Below are 15,387 nucleotides of genomic sequence, written 5' to 3'. Positions count from 1 at the left end.
CCGGCGGCGGCGGCCGCCAGCGCGGGCGGCCGGCACTCCGCGATGACGCGGGCGGTCCTGCGAGGCTACGACCTGACGGAGCCCGACCAGACCCACGCGGTCCGGCTGCTGGGCAGCGTCTTCCACGGCTATGTCGGTCTCGAGCTGGCCGGCGGGTTCAGCCACAGCGCCCCCGACTCGCAGGAGAGCTGGTCCCGCATCCTCGACGCCCTCGACTCCCTGCTGCGGAACTGGCCCGCCGGCGGGACCCCCTGAACGGAACAGGTTGCACGCGATGCCCACCCAGGACCACTGGATCACCACCCCCGTCACCCCGGACCTCCTGCGCGGAGCCCTCGACGTGGAGCGCACCGAGCGCGGCCTGCTGCCGCACCGGCTCCCGGCCCGGGCCCGCGCCCAGTGCGCCGACCCGCAGCTGGCCATGGCCGAGGCCCAGCCCTCCGGCGTACGCCTGGTCTTCCGCACCCGGGCGACGGCCGTCGAACTGGACACGCTGCCGACCAAGCGCGTCTACCGGGGCGCCCCGCCCCGCCCGGACGGCGTGTACGACCTCCTCGTGAACGGCCGCCCGGCCGGCCGGGGCAGCGTGGCGGGCGGCGACACCGTGACCGTCGACATGGCCACCTGGACCGCCGAGCGGCAGTCCGGCCCCGTCGGCACCCTGCGCTTCACCGGCCTGCCCGGCGGTGTCAAGGAGATCGAGATCTGGCTCCCGCACAACGAGACCACCGAGCTCGTCGCCCTGCGCACCGACGCCCCCGTCGAGCCCGCACCCGACCCGGACCGCAGGGTGTGGCTGCACCACGGCAGCTCGATCAGCCACGGCTCCGACGCCGCGAGTCCCACCACCACGTGGCCCGCGCTGGCCGCCCGTCTCGGCGGTGTCGAGCTGATCAACCTGGGCCTCGGCGGCAGCGCCCTGCTCGACCCGTTCACCGCCCGCACCCTGCGCGACACCCCCGCCGACCTGATCAGCGTCAAGATCGGCATCAACCTGGTCAACGCCGACCTGATGCGCCTGCGTGCCTTCGGCCCCGCCGTCCACGGCTTCCTCGACACCGTCCGCGAAGGGCACCCCGACACCCCCCTGCTGGTCGTCTCGCCCATTCTGTGCCCCATCCACGAGGACACGCCCGGCCCCAGCGTCCTGGACCCCGGCTCGCCCGGTACCGGCCGGCTGCGGTTCCGGGCCGCGGGCGATCCGGCGGAGGCGGCCGCGGGGAAACTGACCCTGCGTGTCATCCGGGAGGAGCTCGCCCGGATCGTGGCGCAGCGGGCGGCCGACGACCCCCGGCTGCACCACCTCGACGGCCGCGAGCTCTACGGAGAGGCCGACTCCGCCGAGCTGCCGCTGCCCGACGACCTCCACCCGGACGCCGTCACCCACCGCCGCATCGGTGAGCGCTTCGCCGGGCTGGTCTTCACTCCCGGAGGGGTCTTCGGCACCCTCTGAGGCCGCCGCGCCGCCCGCTTGATGTCTGATATGGGCGAAATGCCGGAGACCTTGGCCACAGGGGGGCCGAGAATCCCGGAGCCGGGGTACGTGTACTGCGGACAGACATCCAGCGGAAGGAAGGATCCGTCATGTTCCGGTCGGCGCACGCCCCTCTGTGCCCGCGGCCGCTGCCGCGGCTCATGGTTCAGGCGGTCCGGCTGCCGGGGCCCTGGGCTTCGTCGTGTATCTGCGCGGCGGCCGCGTCGCAGAACGCCTCCAGCCCCTCCAGCAGCGCGGTCCGCTTGGCGGCGGGCATCAGGTCCAGTACCGACTCCAGGGTGCCCTCCCGGCGCGTCCGCAGATCGGCGAGGAAGGCGCGGCCCCGGCTGCTGAGGTGCAGGCGCACCTCGCGCCGGTCGTCCGGGCTCATGACGCGCCGGACGAAGCCGGCGGCCTCCAGTCGGTCGCACAGGCGGCTGGTGGAGGGTGGCGTCGAGGCGAGGGACTGAGCGAGCGTGCGCAGGTTGATGCCCTCCTGGTGCTCCAGGATGAGCAGGACCCGCAGCTGCGAGGCGGACGCCGGCGCGGTCGACGCCCGGCCCCACAGGACTTCCAGCAGTTCCGCGGCCGTCGCGGTCACCCGTGCGACCTCGGCGGGTTCCGGACGGGGACGGAAGGCGGTCACTGTCACACTCTCGCAGACACGGGGACGGCTCTCGCAGACACGGGGACGGGCGCCAGCCTACTAGGGCCTGTCCGTCCGGGGGCGACCCGAGTCGTCGTCCGGTGGAACTGAACGGAACTGAACGGCCCTGAACGGCCCTCCGAGGGGAACGAGGCCCGTAAGTGTTCGGTGAAGGATTGGTGTGTTTACCATCGTGAACAGATTCGTGGCCGCAGAGCGCGCTCTGCGCCGAGCGGCCCCCCATGCCCTGCTCGACGCCGCCCGTCAGGTGCTGACGGACCGGTACGCGGCGGAATCCGTCGAGCTGCTCATGGCCGACTACGGCGGGACCGTGCTGCAGCCGGTGTCCGTGCCGCCGTACCAGCACGATCCGGTCCCGGCGCACAGCGGCTCGGCCGGCCGGGCCTTCGGCGCCCAGGAGCCGTACGTGGAGGCCGTCCGCGGCCGGGCGCGCGTACACCTGCCGGTCACCGTACGGGGCGACCGGCTGGGTGTGCTGTCAGTCACCCTGCCGGACGGCGAACACGCGCGTGACTGCCTTCAGGAGCTGGCGGACGTCGCGGAGGTGCTCGGCCACGAACTGGTCGTGGCCGAACGGGACACCGACGTGTACCTGCAGGCACGGCGCAAGGACCGGCTCACCCTCGCCGCCGAGATGCAGTGGCAGCTGCTCCCGGGCCGCGCCTGCGCACGCCCCGAGTACGAACTGGGCGCGCAGCTGGAACCGGCGTACGCCATCTTCGGGGACAACTTCGACTGGTCGGCGACGGCGGACCGCCTCATGCTGTACGTCACCAACGGCATGGGGGAGGGTATCGAGGCCTCCCTGCTGACGAACCTGGCCATCAACGCGCTGCGCAACGCGCGGCGGGCCGGCATCCCGATCGCCGACCAGGCGGCCCTGGCCGACCAGGCCGTCTACGCCCACTACCGGGGCCGCTGCTACCTCTCGGTGCTCCTGCTCGAATTCGAGCTCGCCACGGGACGCGCCTGGGTCGTCGACGCGGGCTCCCCGCACATGCTGCGGCTGCGCGGCGGCGCTGTGGAACGCGTCACTCCCGAGGCCCAGCTTCCGCTCGGCATGTTCGAGGAGACCGACTACGTCGCACAGGAGTTCGAGGTCGAGCCCGGTGACCGCCTCGTCTTCGTCAGCGACGGCGTCCACACGGCCGCCTCCCCCGGCGGAGAGGCCTACGGGGACAGCGCCCTGACGAGGGCCATCACCGCCACGCGGCTGCTGCCCGCGGCCGAGGTCCCGCGTGCCGTCCTGCGCGAGCTGTCGGATCACCGCGGCCGGAACGAGCCGCAGGATGACGCTTTGGTGGTCTGTCTGGACTGGCGCGGGCGCTGACGGGCACAGAGCAGGAAGAGGGGGCCTGCGCGACCGTGAAGATCGCGTGTTGTTCACGCGGGAGGCGCAGCGCTAATGTTTGTCATAAGGCAATAATCTGGCCAGGACGGCGGACGACGACCGGCAGGCCAGCCGGCCGGTGCAGTAGGGAGACGATGTACGTGTCGGACCAGCATGCGGCGGACGAGCCCACGGCACACCAGGTGGGTGACTTCCTGGAGCGGCGCCGCGAGCAGCTCGCCCAGCGCTGGGCGGACGCCACCCTGTTCCGTACGGTCTTCACCGTATCCCGGGACGAGGCGGTCGAGGCGGGCAGGTCCGTGGTGGACGCCCTGTCCGAGGTGGCCCGCGCCGGAAGGCTGGACGACGTCGCCGCACCCGGCTTCGACCAGGTGCGCGATCAGCTCGGCCGGATGTCCGCATCCCTGGCCCGCGCCGGATACACCCCGGCCCAGATCGCCAACGAGGTCGCCGCCCTGCGCCGCCCGTCCCTCGAGCTGCTGCGCGGTGAGTACGCCGACCCGTCCGGCCCGGAGGTCACCGAGAGCCTGCTGGCCCTGACCGTGCTGCTGGACACCCTGCGCCTGGTCGTGATGGAGACCGCCCTCAGCGCGGGCGAGGAACTGATCTCACGCCAGCGGCAGCAACTGCTCGAGGTGGCCACCCCGGTGATCAAGCTGTGGGAGGGCACCGTCGCGGTGCCCCTCATCGGCACCCTGGACAGCGCCCGCAGCCAGGTGGTCATGGAGAGCCTGCTGGAGGCGATCGTCGACCAGCGCGCCCGGTACGCCATCCTCGACATCACCGGGGTCTCCACGGTCGACTCGCTCGTCGCCCAGCACCTGATGAAGACGGTGGCCGCGGCCCGGCTGATGGGCGCCGAGTGCATCGTCTCCGGCATCCGCCCCGCGATCGCGCAGACCATCGTGCACCTCGGCATCGACCTGGGTACGGTGCTCACCCGCGCTTCCCTGGCCGACGCCCTCGCCTACGCGCTCGGCCAGCAGGGCATCCAGGTCTCCCCGAGCACGGCCGTCGGAGTGAGCGCGCGGTGAGCGGTGCCCATCCCGGTCCCACGGTCCCGGTGCTGGCACTGGGAGACGTTCTGCTGGTCACCGTCCAGGGGGAGCTGCACGACGGGATGGCCGAGCAGCTCCAGCAGGACATCACGGAACGCATCGCGCGCACCGGTGTGAGCGGTGTGGTGATCGACGTCTCCGGCGTGGACATCGTCGACTCCTTCCTCGGCCGGATCTTCGCCGAGATCGCCGCCGGCACCCGGCTGCTGGCGGCCCGCACGGTACTGGCCGGAATGCGGCCCGCCGTGGCGATAACCCTCGTGGAACTGGGGCTCACCCTGCCAGGAATGACCACCGCCCTCGACGTCGAACGCGCGTTGGAGCTGCTCGGACAGCCCGTACCCGCGTCGACGGCGTTCGCCGACAGAAGGAAGGGAGGCACGTGACGCCGGCCTCCCGCCCCGCAGCGGCCGTCACGCTGCCCATCGGCTCGGACGCGGACCTGGCCTGGGTGCGGCAGCAGGTGCGCCAGACGGCGGCCGGCCTCGGCTTCGGTCTGGTGCAGCAGACGAAACTGGTCACCGCCGCCAGCGAACTGGCGCGCAACACCCTCGTCCACGGCGGCGGAGGGCACGCGGAGATCACCCCCCTGGACTCCGGGCACGCGCGCGGCCTCAAGCTGTCCTTCGCCGACAGCGGCCCCGGCATCCGGGACCTGGACCTGGCGATGACCGACGGCTACACCACCGGGGGCGGCCTGGGCCTCGGCCTGAGCGGCGCCAAGCGGCTGGTGCACGAGCTGACCGTCGACACCGAGCCCGGCCGGGGCACCACCGTCACCGTTGTCGCCTGGGCCGTCGCCGTGCCCCCCGCCCGCCCGGAGCCGGGATGAGCCGGGTGTGGGACGTGCCGGTGCACGACTCGACCCGGGTGCGGGACGTGCGGGTCGCGGCCGAGGAGGCCGGCGCGTACGCCGGCCTGGACGCGCACCGCACGGCGGTCGCGGCGCTGGCCGCCACCGAACTGGCCACCAACCTGCTCAAACACGCGGGCGGCGGCCGGGTGCTGATCAACATCGTCGAACTGCCGCCGGCCGACGACGGCGCCCGCGTACCGTCGGTGCAGCTCTTCGCCCTCGACCACGGCCCCGGCATCGTGGACGTCGGCGCCGCCCTGCGCGACGGCTACACCACCGTGAACACCTCGCTCGGCGCGGGCCTGGGCACCTGCCTGCGCATCTCCAGCGCCTTCGACCTGTACAGCGCCCGCGGCCGGGGAACGGTGGTGACGGCCCGCATCGACCAGCGGACCACCACCGGCCGAGCGGACGACGCGCCCGGCGCCCGGGCCGGAGGCGTCAACGTGGCCCTCGCCCGGCTGGAACACTCCGGGGACGCCTGGAGTTGGGTGCGCTCCGGACCGCGTACCACCCTGATGCTGGCCGACGGGCTCGGCCACGGGGGCAAGGCGGCCGAGGCCTCGACGGCCGCCGTCGGCGAACTGTGCCGCGCCGCGCACCTGCCGCCCGTCGAACTCCTGCGGTGCCTGCACACCGCCCTGCGGCCCACCCGTGGCGCGGCCGTCGCGGTGGCCCAGCTCGACGAGGAGGCCGGGGAACTCGGCTTCGCCGGTGTCGGCAACGTCGGCGCCCGGCTGTACGACGGCGGCGCCTGGCAGCCGCTCGTCTCCCATCCCGGCATCGTCGGCGCCCACTTCCCGGCCGGCGTGCCCCTGCGGCAGGTGCCGTGGCACCGGGACAGTCTGCTCGTCCTGCACAGCGACGGGCTGCCCAGCCGCTGGACCCCGCCCGACGACCCCCGGCTCCTCACCCACGACCCGTCGGTGGTCGCCGCGGTCATCCTGCGCGACGCCAGCAGCCCCGCCCGACCCGTACGCGACGACACCAGCGTGGCCGTACTCGCCCCCGACCGCCGGACCCGCACCCATGACCACAGTCTCTGACGTCTGGCACATCGCATCCGTGTCCGACGCGGCCCGTGCCCGCGCCGCCGCCGCACGCCTCGCGACGGCCGCCGAGGTCCCCGTCCTCGAACGCGCCCGCTTCCTGACGGCGCTCACCGACCGGCTGCGGCAGTGCCTCGCCCAGGGCGGCGCGGAACTCGTCGTCACCGCCGAGCGGGCCGCCGCCGACGCGGACCGGCGGATCCGGGTGGAGGTCCGGCCGGCCGGCTCCTGGGCGGAGGACGCACCGCCCTGGCAGTCCACGCTGACCTGCCACGGCCCCGGGTGGCCGGCCGCGTCGGACCACCCGGCCGGGCCGGACGCGGCGGAGCTCGCCGAAGCCCTCCTGGCCGCCGACGAGGACACCGCGGCCGCCCTCGGCGGGCTCGACGAGCTGGAGGAACTGGTCCGGTTCCACCGCGAGGAGCTCCACCAGACGAACCAGGGCGTCCTGGCCCTCCACGCGGAACTCGACGCCGCCTCCCGCGCCCAGCGGGAACTCCTCGACGCCGAACGGACCGCGCGGGCCGCGGCGGAGAACGCGCGGCGGCTGCTGACCTTCCTGACCACCGCCAGCGCCGTCGTCACCTCCTCGCTGGACCACGAGGACATCCTGCGCCGGCTGCCCCGGCTCCTCGTCCCCGAGTACGCCGCCCAGGCAGACATCTGGATCTTCGACGACGACGAGCAGGCGGTCCACCACGGCGACCGCCCGGCCGCCGCCGTCACCGCCGCCCGCACCGGACGCCCCCAGCACGCCGCCGAGCACCCCGGCGCCCTCCCCGGGGTCGAGGACCATCCGCCCTCCGTGCTCTCCCCCGACCGGCCGCTGCTGTGCATCCCGCTCACCGCGCGCAGTGTCCTGGGCGTGCTGACGCTGACCGCGCCCGGTCCCCGTTTCGACCCGGACACCTGCGTCATGCTCCTGGAACTGGCCCGGCGCCTGGCCATCGCCCTGGACAACGCCCGCCGCTACGAACAGCACCGGGACACCGCCGAGGCCCTGCAGCGCGCGCAGCTGACCGAACTCCCGGCGGCCGAAGGGCTGTTCCTGGCCGCACGCTATCTGCCCGCCACCCACGGCCTGAACATCGGCGGCGACTGGTACGACGCCTTCGCCCAGCCCGACGGCAGCGTGCTCGCCGTCATAGGGGATGTCACCGGGCACGGGCTGCGCGCGGCAGTGATCATGGGGCAACTGCGCACCGCGCTGCGCGCCTACGCCGTCGAGGGCGACAGCCCCGCCCGCATCCTGACCCGGCTGCACCACATGCTCCGTCACCAGCAGCCCGATCTGTACGCCACCGCCGTCATCGCCCGGTTCCGGCCCGGCGACCCCGAGGTCGTCTGGTCGGCCGCCGGGCACCCGCCGGCCGTGGTGCGCTCGCCCGACGGCGAGGTGCGGGTGCTGGACACCAAACCGGGCATCATGCTCGGGGTGCCGCTCGCCTACGAGTACGAGGACCACGTGGTCCGCGTCGGGCCCGGCTCCACCGTCGCCCTGTACACGGACGGACTGGTCGAGCGCCGGGCGCACGGCATCGATCCGGGCATCGAGCGCCTCGCCCACGCGCTTGCCGCGCTGAGCGCGGCGGAGCTGGAGGACCTCGACGCCTGTGCCGACTCGCTGCTCAAGCCGATGCTGCACGACTCCGAACGCGACGACGACATCTGCCTCCTGCTGTGCCGCACGGCGCCCTAGGTGTAGTGCCCCGTGAGGTCCGTTTCCCGGGCGGACGAGGGGACTTCGGCGAGAGGGCCTAGCGTTCGCGCTGTTCGGGCAGTCCGGTCTCCCGGCTCGCGAGGAAGGCGTTCAGACCGCGCCTCAGCGCGGTGCGTTCGGCGGGTCGCATCGCTGCCAGGGCCGCCGCCAGGGCCTGTCCGCGGCGGGCGGCGACATCGGCGAGGACGTGCCGCCCGTGGGCGGTGAGGCTCAGCCGGACCTCGCGTCGCTTGTGCGGGTGCAAGGCGCGCTCGAGCAGTCCGGCCGCCTCCAGCCGGTCGCACAACCGGCTGGCGGTCGGCATTCCTATGTCCAGCCGTTGCGCCAGCGCGGTCAGGTTCACGCCCGGCGCCGTCTCGAGAGCCCGCAGCGCACGCAACTGGTGCAGGGACAACCGCAGGGCCGCCTCCTGGGCGGCGAGCGCCCACAGGGTCGTCAGGTGCTCCACGGCGTCGAAGATCTCCCGGGCGATGGCCTCCGGGCCGTCGCCCCGTATGTCCGCCCGCTCCTCGCCGGGCTCGCCGAGATGGGTCACGACATCACTTTTCCTCAGCTCCACGCCGTACGGGTGTCACCTCACTCCCCTCGCAGTACCCGACGAGCCGCGGCGCAAGCCGCCGGGGAAGGGGGCGTGTACGGCGGATACCGGGGTAGACGCGTGGCGTGAGCATCGCGGTGACGGAAGACGAAGTGGCGCCGGCCACCCGGGGCGACGGCATCATGCCGGACGCCGTGCCGATACAGGCCACGGCGGCCCTGGACGACGACGACGGGTGCATCGCCCAGGCCCGTCGCCTGGCGGCCGGGTTCCTGACACGGGCGCAGGCCGAGCACGGGCTGCCGGTCTCCCCGCGCGCGGTGGAACTCGCCCGGCTGGTGACCAGCGAACTGGTCACCAACGCGCGCAAGTACGCCCCGGGTCCGGTGCTGCTGGACCTGAGGATCGCCGGCGGCCTGGTGGAGGTCGTCGTCTGGGACAGCGATCCGGTCCTGCCCGTGGTGCGGGCCGCCGACCCGGGGCGCGTCGGCCAGCACGGCCTGGAGATCGTGATGGCCGTCTGCCAGGGATTCGAGGCGCAGCGGGAGCCGGTGGGCAAACGTGTCACCGCGCGGATCGCGCTGCTGGACTGAGGGCGGGGCGGCCCGGCGCGGACGAGGCACCTATCCGCCCCAGAAACCCCATGACGCCGTGCCGTGCACGGCCGTCAGCACGGCGAGGACCACGAGGTCCGCTATGCCCAGTCCGAGACCGAGCAGGGCCCGGAACCGGCGCGGGGTGCCCCGCCGCAGCGCGATGACGGCCAGCACGATCGCGATCGGGCCGAGGACGAGGTTGAGGACGAGCAGGCCGACGAGCCCGAGGACGAAGGAGGCCACGGCCATCCCCTCGGTGTCCCGCCGGCCCGTCCGGCGCGAGGGAGGTGCGGTCAGTCGCATCGCCTACGCCCCCCTCGTCCCGCGGCGGCGCCGTTCCCGCGCCGCGAAGACCAGCAGCCAGAGGGCGATCAGCGTGCCCAGGACGACCGTGACGGGCCAGGGGAGGTACGCGGCGGCCCCCACGACGATGCCCAGCAGGAGCAGGGCGGCGACCAGGAAGAGCACGGGCTACCTCCCGCCTTCGGCCGGGCCGGTGGCACGGTGCTGACGACTGCTCGGCCGTTTGCTCGACTTCCTCAACGCGTTCATGACATCGCGGGTTACCCGCAATCGGCCCCGTCACGCAGGTGCGCCCGGGCATCGTCCAGAATCCGGCGGGCGGCGTCCAGTGCCGCGGCGCGGTCCTCGGGGACGAGGCCGATGCGGGTGCGCCGGTCGAGGAGGTCCGCGGTGTCGAGCGCGCCCTCGTGGCGTGCGGCCCACAGCAGTTCGGCGCCGGTGACGGGATGACCGGGCACGACGGGCTCGCCCAGCCGGCGGTCCCCGGCGGCCAGGGAGTGCACCGCCACGGCCTCGGTGCCGTAGCGCCGGACCAGGCGCCGGGGCGCGGGCAGCGTGCCCAGCCGGGACGGAGCCGCGGCACCGACGAGCGGGAGGGCGGCGGTGGGGGACGGGCCGGCCGGCAGGCGGTGCGCCGTGACGGCGGCGTCGACGGCGTCCTCGGCCATGCGCCGGTACGTGGTGAGCTTGCCCCCGACCACCGTGACGACGCCCTCCTCGGAGGTCAGTACCGCGTGCCGGCGGGAGATGTCGGCGGTCCCGGCCGCCTCGCCCGGCCCCTGCGGCGCGGTGTCCAGCAGCGGACGCAGGCCCGCGAACGCGCCCACGACGTCGTCGCGCCGCACCGGGGCGTCCAGGACGGAGCCGAGCACGTCGAGCAGGAAGCCGATGTCCGTCTCCGGTACCTCCGGGACGTCGGGGACGGGGCCCTCGACGGGTTCGTCGGTGAGACCGACGTAGACCCGGCCGTCGCCCTGCGGCAGGACGAGCACGAAGCGGTTGGTCTCGCCGGGGACCGGGATGTGCAGTCCCGCCGGCAGCGGCCCGAGCCGCTCGGCGCGCAGCACCAGATGGGTGCCCCGGGACGGCCGGATCCGGATGCCCTCGACCAGGCCGCCCGCCCACACACCGGAGGCGTTGACCACCGCGCGGGCCCTGATCTCGCCCTCCTCGCCGGTGAGCTCGTCACGGACGCGGGCGCCGGCGGCGTTCAGCCGGAGTGCCCGGACCCGGGTCAGGACGCGCGCGCCGTGGGCGGCGGCGGTGCGGGCGAGCGCGGTCACCAGGCGGGCGTCGTCGGTGAGCCGGCCGTCCCAGGACAGCAGGCCGCCGCGCAGGCCGTCGGTGCGCAGTGCGGGGGCCAGGTGGCGGGTCTCCACCGCGGACAGCCGGCGGGGCGCGGGCAGGGTGGCGCGGGACGTGCGGGCCGCCAGGCGCAGGGCGTCGCCGGCCCGGAAGCCGGCCTGGGCGAGGGCGGCCTGGCCGCGCGAGACCAAGGGGGTGAGCGGCAGCACGAACGGCTGGGGCCGGACCAGGTGCGGCGCGGTGCGCCGCATCAGCACCCCCCGTTCCACGGCGCTCTCGTGGGCCACGTCGAACTGCGCGGACGCCAGGTAGCGCAGGCCGCCGTGGATGAGCTTCGAGCTCCAGCGCGAGGTGCCGAAGGCGAGGTCGTGGGCGTCGACGGCGACGACCGAGAGCCCGCGGGCCGCGGCGTCCAGGGCGGCTCCGGCGCCGGTGGCACCGAGGCCGACCACCAGGACGTCCGCCACGGGGCCGCCGACGGTCGCGGCCAGCTCGCGTGAGCGGCGCGCGGCGGACAGGGACGAGCTGCTGGTGGGTCTCATGGGGTGAGGGTCCTCTCCAGGACGGTCCGCAGCTCCGCGAGGAAGGCGGCGGTGGTCAGGTCCGGGTCGTCCTCGTCGGTCATGGTCCGCAGCGACAGGGTGAAGGACTGGACGACCAGCAGCAGCGAGCGGGCCTGCCGCTGCACGGGGCAGGCCCGCACCGAACCGTCGGCGTGCCCGTCGCGCAGGGCGCCGGCCAGCAGCTCCAGCAGGGCGTCCTGGCTGGCGCCGCGACGGTCCAGCACGTACGGCAGGAGCAGTTCCGGATCGACGTCGATGATCTTGCGGAACAGCGGGTGGGCGCGGAAGGCCTCCACTCCGTCCACCAGTCCGTCGACGATCAGGTCCCGGGTGGACCGGTCCGCTCTGCGCTCCGGCATCGCCCGCAGGGCCACGTCGACCCATTCACGCGTCATGAGGTCCCCGACGAGGGAGCGGACGTCGGGCCAGCGCCGGTACAGGGTCATGCGTGAGACGCCCGCCCGGCGCGCCACGTCGGTCAGGGTCGTGCGACGGACCCCGACGGCCAGTACGCAGTCGCGCACCGCGTCGAGCACCGGGTCGCTGTCCCGCTGGTCGTCGTCCCGGCTGTCGTCCCGTCGGCTGTCGTTCCGCTGGTTGTGACGAATAGGCGTCATGTGTAACAGTGTAACGCCCCGGAAGCGAGCGATGAGGACGACCGTCATGGACATGCTGTGGAGTGGCTGGGGTGACCCGGCCAAGGCGGCACCGCTGCCCGAGACGGTGACCGGACTGCTGCGGGACCTGCTGGGCGTCAAGCCGCGCCCGGCCGAACCGCCGCGGCCGGGCGGCATCCCCGTGCCCGCCGCACCGCTCGGCACCGCGGTGCTCCGGGCGCTGTCCGCGGCCGTGGGCGGCGCCGAGCACGTCCGTACCGACCCGGAGACCCGGCTGCGGCACACCCGCGGCAAGTCCACGCCCGACCTGCTCCGCATCCGGGCCGGGGACGTCCAGGACATGCCCGCGGCCGTCGTCCTCCCGGCCCGGCACGACGACGTACTCGCCGTCCTGCGCGCGTGCACCGCGCACGGCCTCGCCGCGGTCCCGTTCGGCGGCGGCACCTCCGTCGTCGGCGGCCTCGCCCCCGCACGGCGGGTCCCGTTCGTCGCCCTGGACCTGCGCCGCATGAACCGGCTGCTCGCCGTCGACCCCGTCTCCCGCACCGCCACCCTGCAACCCGGCCTGCGCGCACCCGAGGCCGAGGCGCTGCTGGCCGGGCACGGCTTCACCCTGGGGCACTTCCCGCAGTCCTACGAGTGGGCCACCATCGGCGGGTTCGCCGCCGCCCGCTCCAGCGGACAGGCCTCCGCCGGATACGGGCGCTTCGACGAGATGGTGCTCGGCCTCACCCTCGCCACCCCCGAAGGCACCCTCGAGACCGGCCGCGCTCCCCGCTCCGCCGCCGGGCCCGACCTGCGCCAGCTCGTCCTCGGTTCCGAGGGCGCGTTCGGCGTCATCACCTCCGTCACCGTCCGGGTACGCCCCCTGCCGGACGTCCGCCGGTACGAGGGCTGGCGCTTCGCCTCCTTCGAGGAGGGCACCGCCGCGCTGCGGCGGCTCGCCCAGGACGGCCCGCGCCCCACGGTGCTGCGCCTGTCCGACGAGACCGAGACGCTGGTCGGCCTCGCGCAGCCCGACGCGATCGGCTCCAAGGGGGCGCCGCCGAACGCCGGATGCCTGGCGATCGCCGGCTACGAGGGCACCGAGGAGGACACCGGCCACCGCCGGGAACGGGCCGCCGCCGTCCTGCGCGAGTGCGGCGGCAGCTACGCCGGTACGGAGCCGGGCGAACGCTGGGCGCACGGCCGCTACGCGGCGCCCTACCTGAGGGACTCGCTGCTCGACGCGGGAGCCTTCGCGGAGACGCTGGAGACCGCCGCCTTCTGGTCGCGCCTGCCCGAGCTGTACGCCGCCGTCCGCACCGCACTGACCACGACGCTCACCGACGCCGGCACCCCGCCCCTGGTCATGTGCCACATCTCGCACGTCTACGAGAACGGCGCCTCGCTGTACTTCACCATCGTCTCCGCCCAGGGAGACGACCCGGTCGCCCACTGGGCCCCGGCCAAGCGGGCGGCGGGCGAGGCGATCCTCGCCGCCGGCGGCACCATCAGCCACCACCACGGCGTGGGCACCGACCACCGCGACTGGTACGTCCGCGAGGCCGGACCCCTCGGCGTCGCCGCCCTCCGGGCCGTCAAGCAGCGCCTGGACCCCGGGCACATCCTCAGCCCCGGCGTCCTGCTGCCCACCGACTGACCCGCCCCGCGCGCACCGCACGACCCGCTCCACCCGCCCGCATCACCGTCCCGGAGGCGCACCCCATGCGACAGTTCACCGCCGTCGTCAACCCCACTGCGGGATCAGCGGGCGCGGCGGCCGCCCTGCTCCGGGTGGCCCGTGTGCTCCGGGAGGCCGGGGCGGAGCTGGAGACGGAGTACAGCCGCAGCCTGGCGCACGCCCAGGACATCGCCCGCCGCGCGGGGGAACGGGGGCGGGTGGTGCTGGCGGTCGGCGGCGACGGCATCGCCGGCGGCGTCGGCGGCGCGCTGAGCGGCACCGGCACCGTGCTCGGCCTCGTCCCGGCCGGCCGGGGCAACGACTTCGCCAGGGCCCTGGGCCTGCCCGCCGACCCCGACGCCCTCGCCCGGCTCCTGCTGGAAGAAGAGCCGCGCGCGGTGGACACCATCGAGCTGCGGTCGGCCGCCCACGACAGGACCACCGTGCTGGGCAGCGTGTACGCGGGGGTCGACGCGCTCGCCAACCGCCACGCCAACCGGGCCCGGCTGCTGCGCGGCGCCGCCTCCTACTACGCGGGCGGCCTGCGGGCCGTGACCACCTGGCGCCCGGTGGACTACCGGGTCACCGTCGACGGCCGGACCCACGCCCACCGCGGCTACACGGTCGTCGCCGCCAACTCCCCCTACTACGGCTCCGGACGCATGATCGCCCCCGCCGCCCGCGTGGACGACGGCCTGCTCGAGGTCGTGATGATCCATCAGGCGCCGCGCCGGCTGTTCTTCACCCTGATGAACGAGCTGGCCTCCGGCGCCCACGTCGAGCGGCCCGAGGTCCGCGTCCTGCGCGGCCGGGAGATCCGTATCGAGGCCGACCGCGAGGTGCCCTACGGAGCCGACGGAGAGGTCGAGGCGGTCCTGCCCGTCACGGCGAGGGTGCTGCCCGGCGCGCTGAAGATTCTGTACTGACGTCCCGGGAGTGTGACACCGGGACACCGTCCGCGAGTGCCGCCGAGCCACCTCCCACACCGCAGAGCGGGACGGCTGGCCGCCGACCGGGCCCGGGGCGTCGACCCCCGCCCCGTCGTCCCCCGTGCGCTGCCCGCCTCCCTGGCCGTGCGCCACACCTTCCCCCGGCACACCCTCGACGGCGGCACCGTGCGCGCCGCCCTGCTCGACCTCGTCGTACGGCTCGGGCACCTGCTGCGCCTGCGCGGACAGGCGGCCGGCGCCCTCACGCTGACGCTGCGGTTCGTGGGCGGGGCCGGGTGGGAGACGACCCGGCGCCTGCCCGAGCCGTCCGCGCACGACGAGGACCTGCGCGTGATCGCCCACCGGCTGCTGGACGCCGCCGGACTGCAACGCGGCCGGCTCGTCGCGCTGGCCCTGAAGGCGGACGGCCTGCTCGACGCCGGCCAGGTCGCCGAGCAGCTGAGCCTGGACCCCGCCCGCGCGTCCCGTCTGGCCGCGGAGGCGGCCATGGACCGCGTCCGTGCCAGGTTCGGTCCCGGCGCGGTCGGCCCGGCCGCGGTCTTCCGCCACGCGTCCTGAACCGGGTGACGACAGCGCTCCCCGCCGTGTTCTTGTGCTGCCGCGCGCCAGGGGCCGCCCGGCGGCGGGCCCGGGCCCGGGGGGGGCGGCGCGGAGGGGGCTGCCCGGGGCCCCTGCGG

At 74.7% G+C, this 15,387-nt stretch carries 18 protein-coding genes; 12 read left to right on the top strand and 6 right to left on the bottom strand.

The window, feature by feature from the left end; all coding sequences use genetic code 11:
• Positions 1 to 255, top strand: a 255-nt coding sequence (locus ABZX30_RS35565) for a TetR-like C-terminal domain-containing protein (RefSeq protein WP_355941791.1), incomplete at its 5' end; no start/stop codon positions are given.
• Positions 256 to 274: 19 nt separating this feature from the next.
• Positions 275 to 1,453, top strand: coding sequence for a GDSL-type esterase/lipase family protein (locus ABZX30_RS35560; RefSeq protein ID WP_355941788.1), 1,179 nt, complete (start codon positions 275 to 277; stop codon positions 1,451 to 1,453).
• Between the two features lie 187 nt (positions 1,454 to 1,640).
• Here the strand turns inward: ABZX30_RS35560 and ABZX30_RS35555 are convergent, their stop codons facing one another.
• Positions 1,641 to 2,126, bottom strand: coding sequence for a MarR family transcriptional regulator (locus ABZX30_RS35555; RefSeq protein ID WP_355941785.1), 486 nt, complete (start codon positions 2,124 to 2,126; stop codon positions 1,641 to 1,643).
• Positions 2,127 to 2,325: 199 nt separating this feature from the next.
• Here ABZX30_RS35555 and ABZX30_RS35550 point away from each other — a divergent pair, with 199 nt between their 5' ends.
• The 6 genes from ABZX30_RS35550 to ABZX30_RS35525 all read left to right on the top strand — a co-directional run bounded on the left by ABZX30_RS35550 (position 2,326) and on the right by ABZX30_RS35525 (position 8,154).
• Complete coding sequence (locus ABZX30_RS35550) at positions 2,326 to 3,471, top strand: PP2C family protein-serine/threonine phosphatase (protein ID WP_355941782.1); 1,146 nt, start codon at positions 2,326 to 2,328, stop codon at positions 3,469 to 3,471.
• Positions 3,472 to 3,626: 155 nt separating this feature from the next.
• A complete protein-coding gene (locus tag ABZX30_RS35545; protein WP_355941779.1) occupies positions 3,627 to 4,526 on the top strand; it encodes an STAS domain-containing protein in 900 nt (299 codons plus the stop codon).
• Positions 4,523 to 4,936 carry an STAS domain-containing protein gene (locus tag ABZX30_RS35540; RefSeq protein WP_355941776.1) on the top strand — a complete coding sequence of 138 codons (414 nt, stop codon included), beginning with the start codon at positions 4,523 to 4,525 and terminating at the stop codon, positions 4,934 to 4,936. The genes ABZX30_RS35545 and ABZX30_RS35540 overlap by 4 nt, the downstream gene beginning before the upstream one ends.
• Positions 4,933 to 5,382 (top strand): ATP-binding protein, encoded by a 450-nt coding sequence (locus tag ABZX30_RS35535; protein ID WP_355941773.1) that lies wholly within the window; start codon positions 4,933 to 4,935, stop codon positions 5,380 to 5,382. The genes ABZX30_RS35540 and ABZX30_RS35535 overlap by 4 nt, the downstream gene beginning before the upstream one ends.
• Entirely contained in the window at positions 5,379 to 6,452 is a 1,074-nt protein-coding gene (locus ABZX30_RS35530; protein ID WP_355941770.1) for a SpoIIE family protein phosphatase, read from the top strand. Before ABZX30_RS35535 ends, ABZX30_RS35530 begins: the two co-directional genes overlap by 4 nt.
• Complete coding sequence (locus tag ABZX30_RS35525; protein WP_355941767.1) at positions 6,436 to 8,154, top strand: GAF domain-containing SpoIIE family protein phosphatase; 1,719 nt, start codon at positions 6,436 to 6,438, stop codon at positions 8,152 to 8,154. Before ABZX30_RS35530 ends, ABZX30_RS35525 begins: the two co-directional genes overlap by 17 nt.
• Before the next feature lie 58 nt (positions 8,155 to 8,212).
• Here ABZX30_RS35525 and ABZX30_RS35520 read toward each other — a convergent pair whose 3' ends face one another.
• The gene (locus ABZX30_RS35520; protein WP_355941764.1) at positions 8,213 to 8,710 is read right to left on the bottom strand and encodes a MarR family transcriptional regulator; all 498 of its coding nucleotides are present in this window, start codon (positions 8,708 to 8,710) and stop codon (positions 8,213 to 8,215) included.
• A gap of 185 nt (positions 8,711 to 8,895) precedes the next feature.
• Here ABZX30_RS35520 and ABZX30_RS35515 point away from each other — a divergent pair, with 185 nt between their 5' ends.
• The gene (locus ABZX30_RS35515) at positions 8,896 to 9,306 is read left to right on the top strand and encodes an ATP-binding protein (protein WP_355941800.1); all 411 of its coding nucleotides are present in this window, start codon (positions 8,896 to 8,898) and stop codon (positions 9,304 to 9,306) included.
• Positions 9,307 to 9,336: 30 nt separating this feature from the next.
• Here ABZX30_RS35515 and ABZX30_RS35510 read toward each other — a convergent pair whose 3' ends face one another.
• The 4 genes from ABZX30_RS35510 to ABZX30_RS35495 form a co-directional block, all read right to left on the bottom strand.
• Positions 9,337 to 9,612, bottom strand: a complete 276-nt coding sequence (locus ABZX30_RS35510; protein ID WP_355941761.1) for a DUF4190 domain-containing protein — start codon at positions 9,610 to 9,612, stop codon at positions 9,337 to 9,339.
• A 3-nt stretch (positions 9,613 to 9,615) separates the two neighbouring features.
• Complete coding sequence (locus ABZX30_RS35505; protein WP_355941758.1) at positions 9,616 to 9,777, bottom strand: hypothetical protein; 162 nt, start codon at positions 9,775 to 9,777, stop codon at positions 9,616 to 9,618.
• Positions 9,778 to 9,872: 95 nt separating this feature from the next.
• On the bottom strand, positions 9,873 to 11,459 hold the full coding sequence (locus ABZX30_RS35500) for a glycerol-3-phosphate dehydrogenase/oxidase (RefSeq protein ID WP_355941755.1): 1,587 nt from the start codon (positions 11,457 to 11,459) through the stop codon (positions 9,873 to 9,875).
• The gene (locus ABZX30_RS35495; RefSeq protein ID WP_355941797.1) at positions 11,456 to 12,016 is read right to left on the bottom strand and encodes a helix-turn-helix domain-containing protein; all 561 of its coding nucleotides are present in this window, start codon (positions 12,014 to 12,016) and stop codon (positions 11,456 to 11,458) included. Before ABZX30_RS35495 ends, ABZX30_RS35500 begins: the two co-directional genes overlap by 4 nt.
• A 127-nt stretch (positions 12,017 to 12,143) precedes the next feature.
• Between ABZX30_RS35495 and ABZX30_RS35490 the strand changes: the two genes are divergently transcribed.
• The 3 genes from ABZX30_RS35490 to ABZX30_RS35480 all read left to right on the top strand — a co-directional run bounded on the left by ABZX30_RS35490 (position 12,144) and on the right by ABZX30_RS35480 (position 15,268).
• Positions 12,144 to 13,739 carry an FAD-binding oxidoreductase gene (locus ABZX30_RS35490; RefSeq protein ID WP_355941794.1) on the top strand — a complete coding sequence of 532 codons (1,596 nt, stop codon included), beginning with the start codon at positions 12,144 to 12,146 and terminating at the stop codon, positions 13,737 to 13,739.
• 65 nt (positions 13,740 to 13,804) lie between these two features.
• Positions 13,805 to 14,686, top strand: a complete 882-nt coding sequence (locus tag ABZX30_RS35485; protein WP_355941752.1) for a YegS/Rv2252/BmrU family lipid kinase — start codon at positions 13,805 to 13,807, stop codon at positions 14,684 to 14,686.
• A gap of 36 nt (positions 14,687 to 14,722) precedes the next feature.
• Positions 14,723 to 15,268 carry a hypothetical protein gene (locus tag ABZX30_RS35480; protein ID WP_355941749.1) on the top strand — a complete coding sequence of 182 codons (546 nt, stop codon included), beginning with the start codon at positions 14,723 to 14,725 and terminating at the stop codon, positions 15,266 to 15,268.
• The last annotated feature ends 119 nt before the right edge of the window (positions 15,269 to 15,387 follow it).

Origin of the sequence: Streptomyces sp. NPDC004542, assembly GCF_040610035.1 — a bacterium.
Lineage (GTDB): Bacteria > Actinomycetota > Actinomycetes > Streptomycetales > Streptomycetaceae > Streptomyces.
The sequence above is the reverse complement of the archived record's forward strand: the minus strand, read 5'-3'. Positions and strand labels throughout refer to the sequence as shown.

Coding starts and splice junctions, on each gene's coding strand:
- ABZX30_RS35560 (WP_355941788.1), top strand. CDS start 275: ATGCCCACCCAGGACCACTGGATCACCACCCCCGTCACCCCGGACCTC.
- ABZX30_RS35545 (WP_355941779.1), top strand. CDS start 3,627: ATGTACGTGTCGGACCAGCATGCGGCGGACGAGCCCACGGCACACCAG.
- ABZX30_RS35530 (WP_355941770.1), top strand. CDS start 5,379: ATGAGCCGGGTGTGGGACGTGCCGGTGCACGACTCGACCCGGGTGCGG.
- ABZX30_RS35525 (WP_355941767.1), top strand. CDS start 6,436: ATGACCACAGTCTCTGACGTCTGGCACATCGCATCCGTGTCCGACGCG.
- ABZX30_RS35515 (WP_355941800.1), top strand. CDS start 8,896: ATGCCGGACGCCGTGCCGATACAGGCCACGGCGGCCCTGGACGACGAC.
- ABZX30_RS35510 (WP_355941761.1), bottom strand. CDS start 9,612: ATGCGACTGACCGCACCTCCCTCGCGCCGGACGGGCCGGCGGGACACC.
- ABZX30_RS35500 (WP_355941755.1), bottom strand. CDS start 11,459: ATGAGACCCACCAGCAGCTCGTCCCTGTCCGCCGCGCGCCGCTCACGC.
- ABZX30_RS35490 (WP_355941794.1), top strand. CDS start 12,144: ATGGACATGCTGTGGAGTGGCTGGGGTGACCCGGCCAAGGCGGCACCG.
- ABZX30_RS35485 (WP_355941752.1), top strand. CDS start 13,805: ATGCGACAGTTCACCGCCGTCGTCAACCCCACTGCGGGATCAGCGGGC.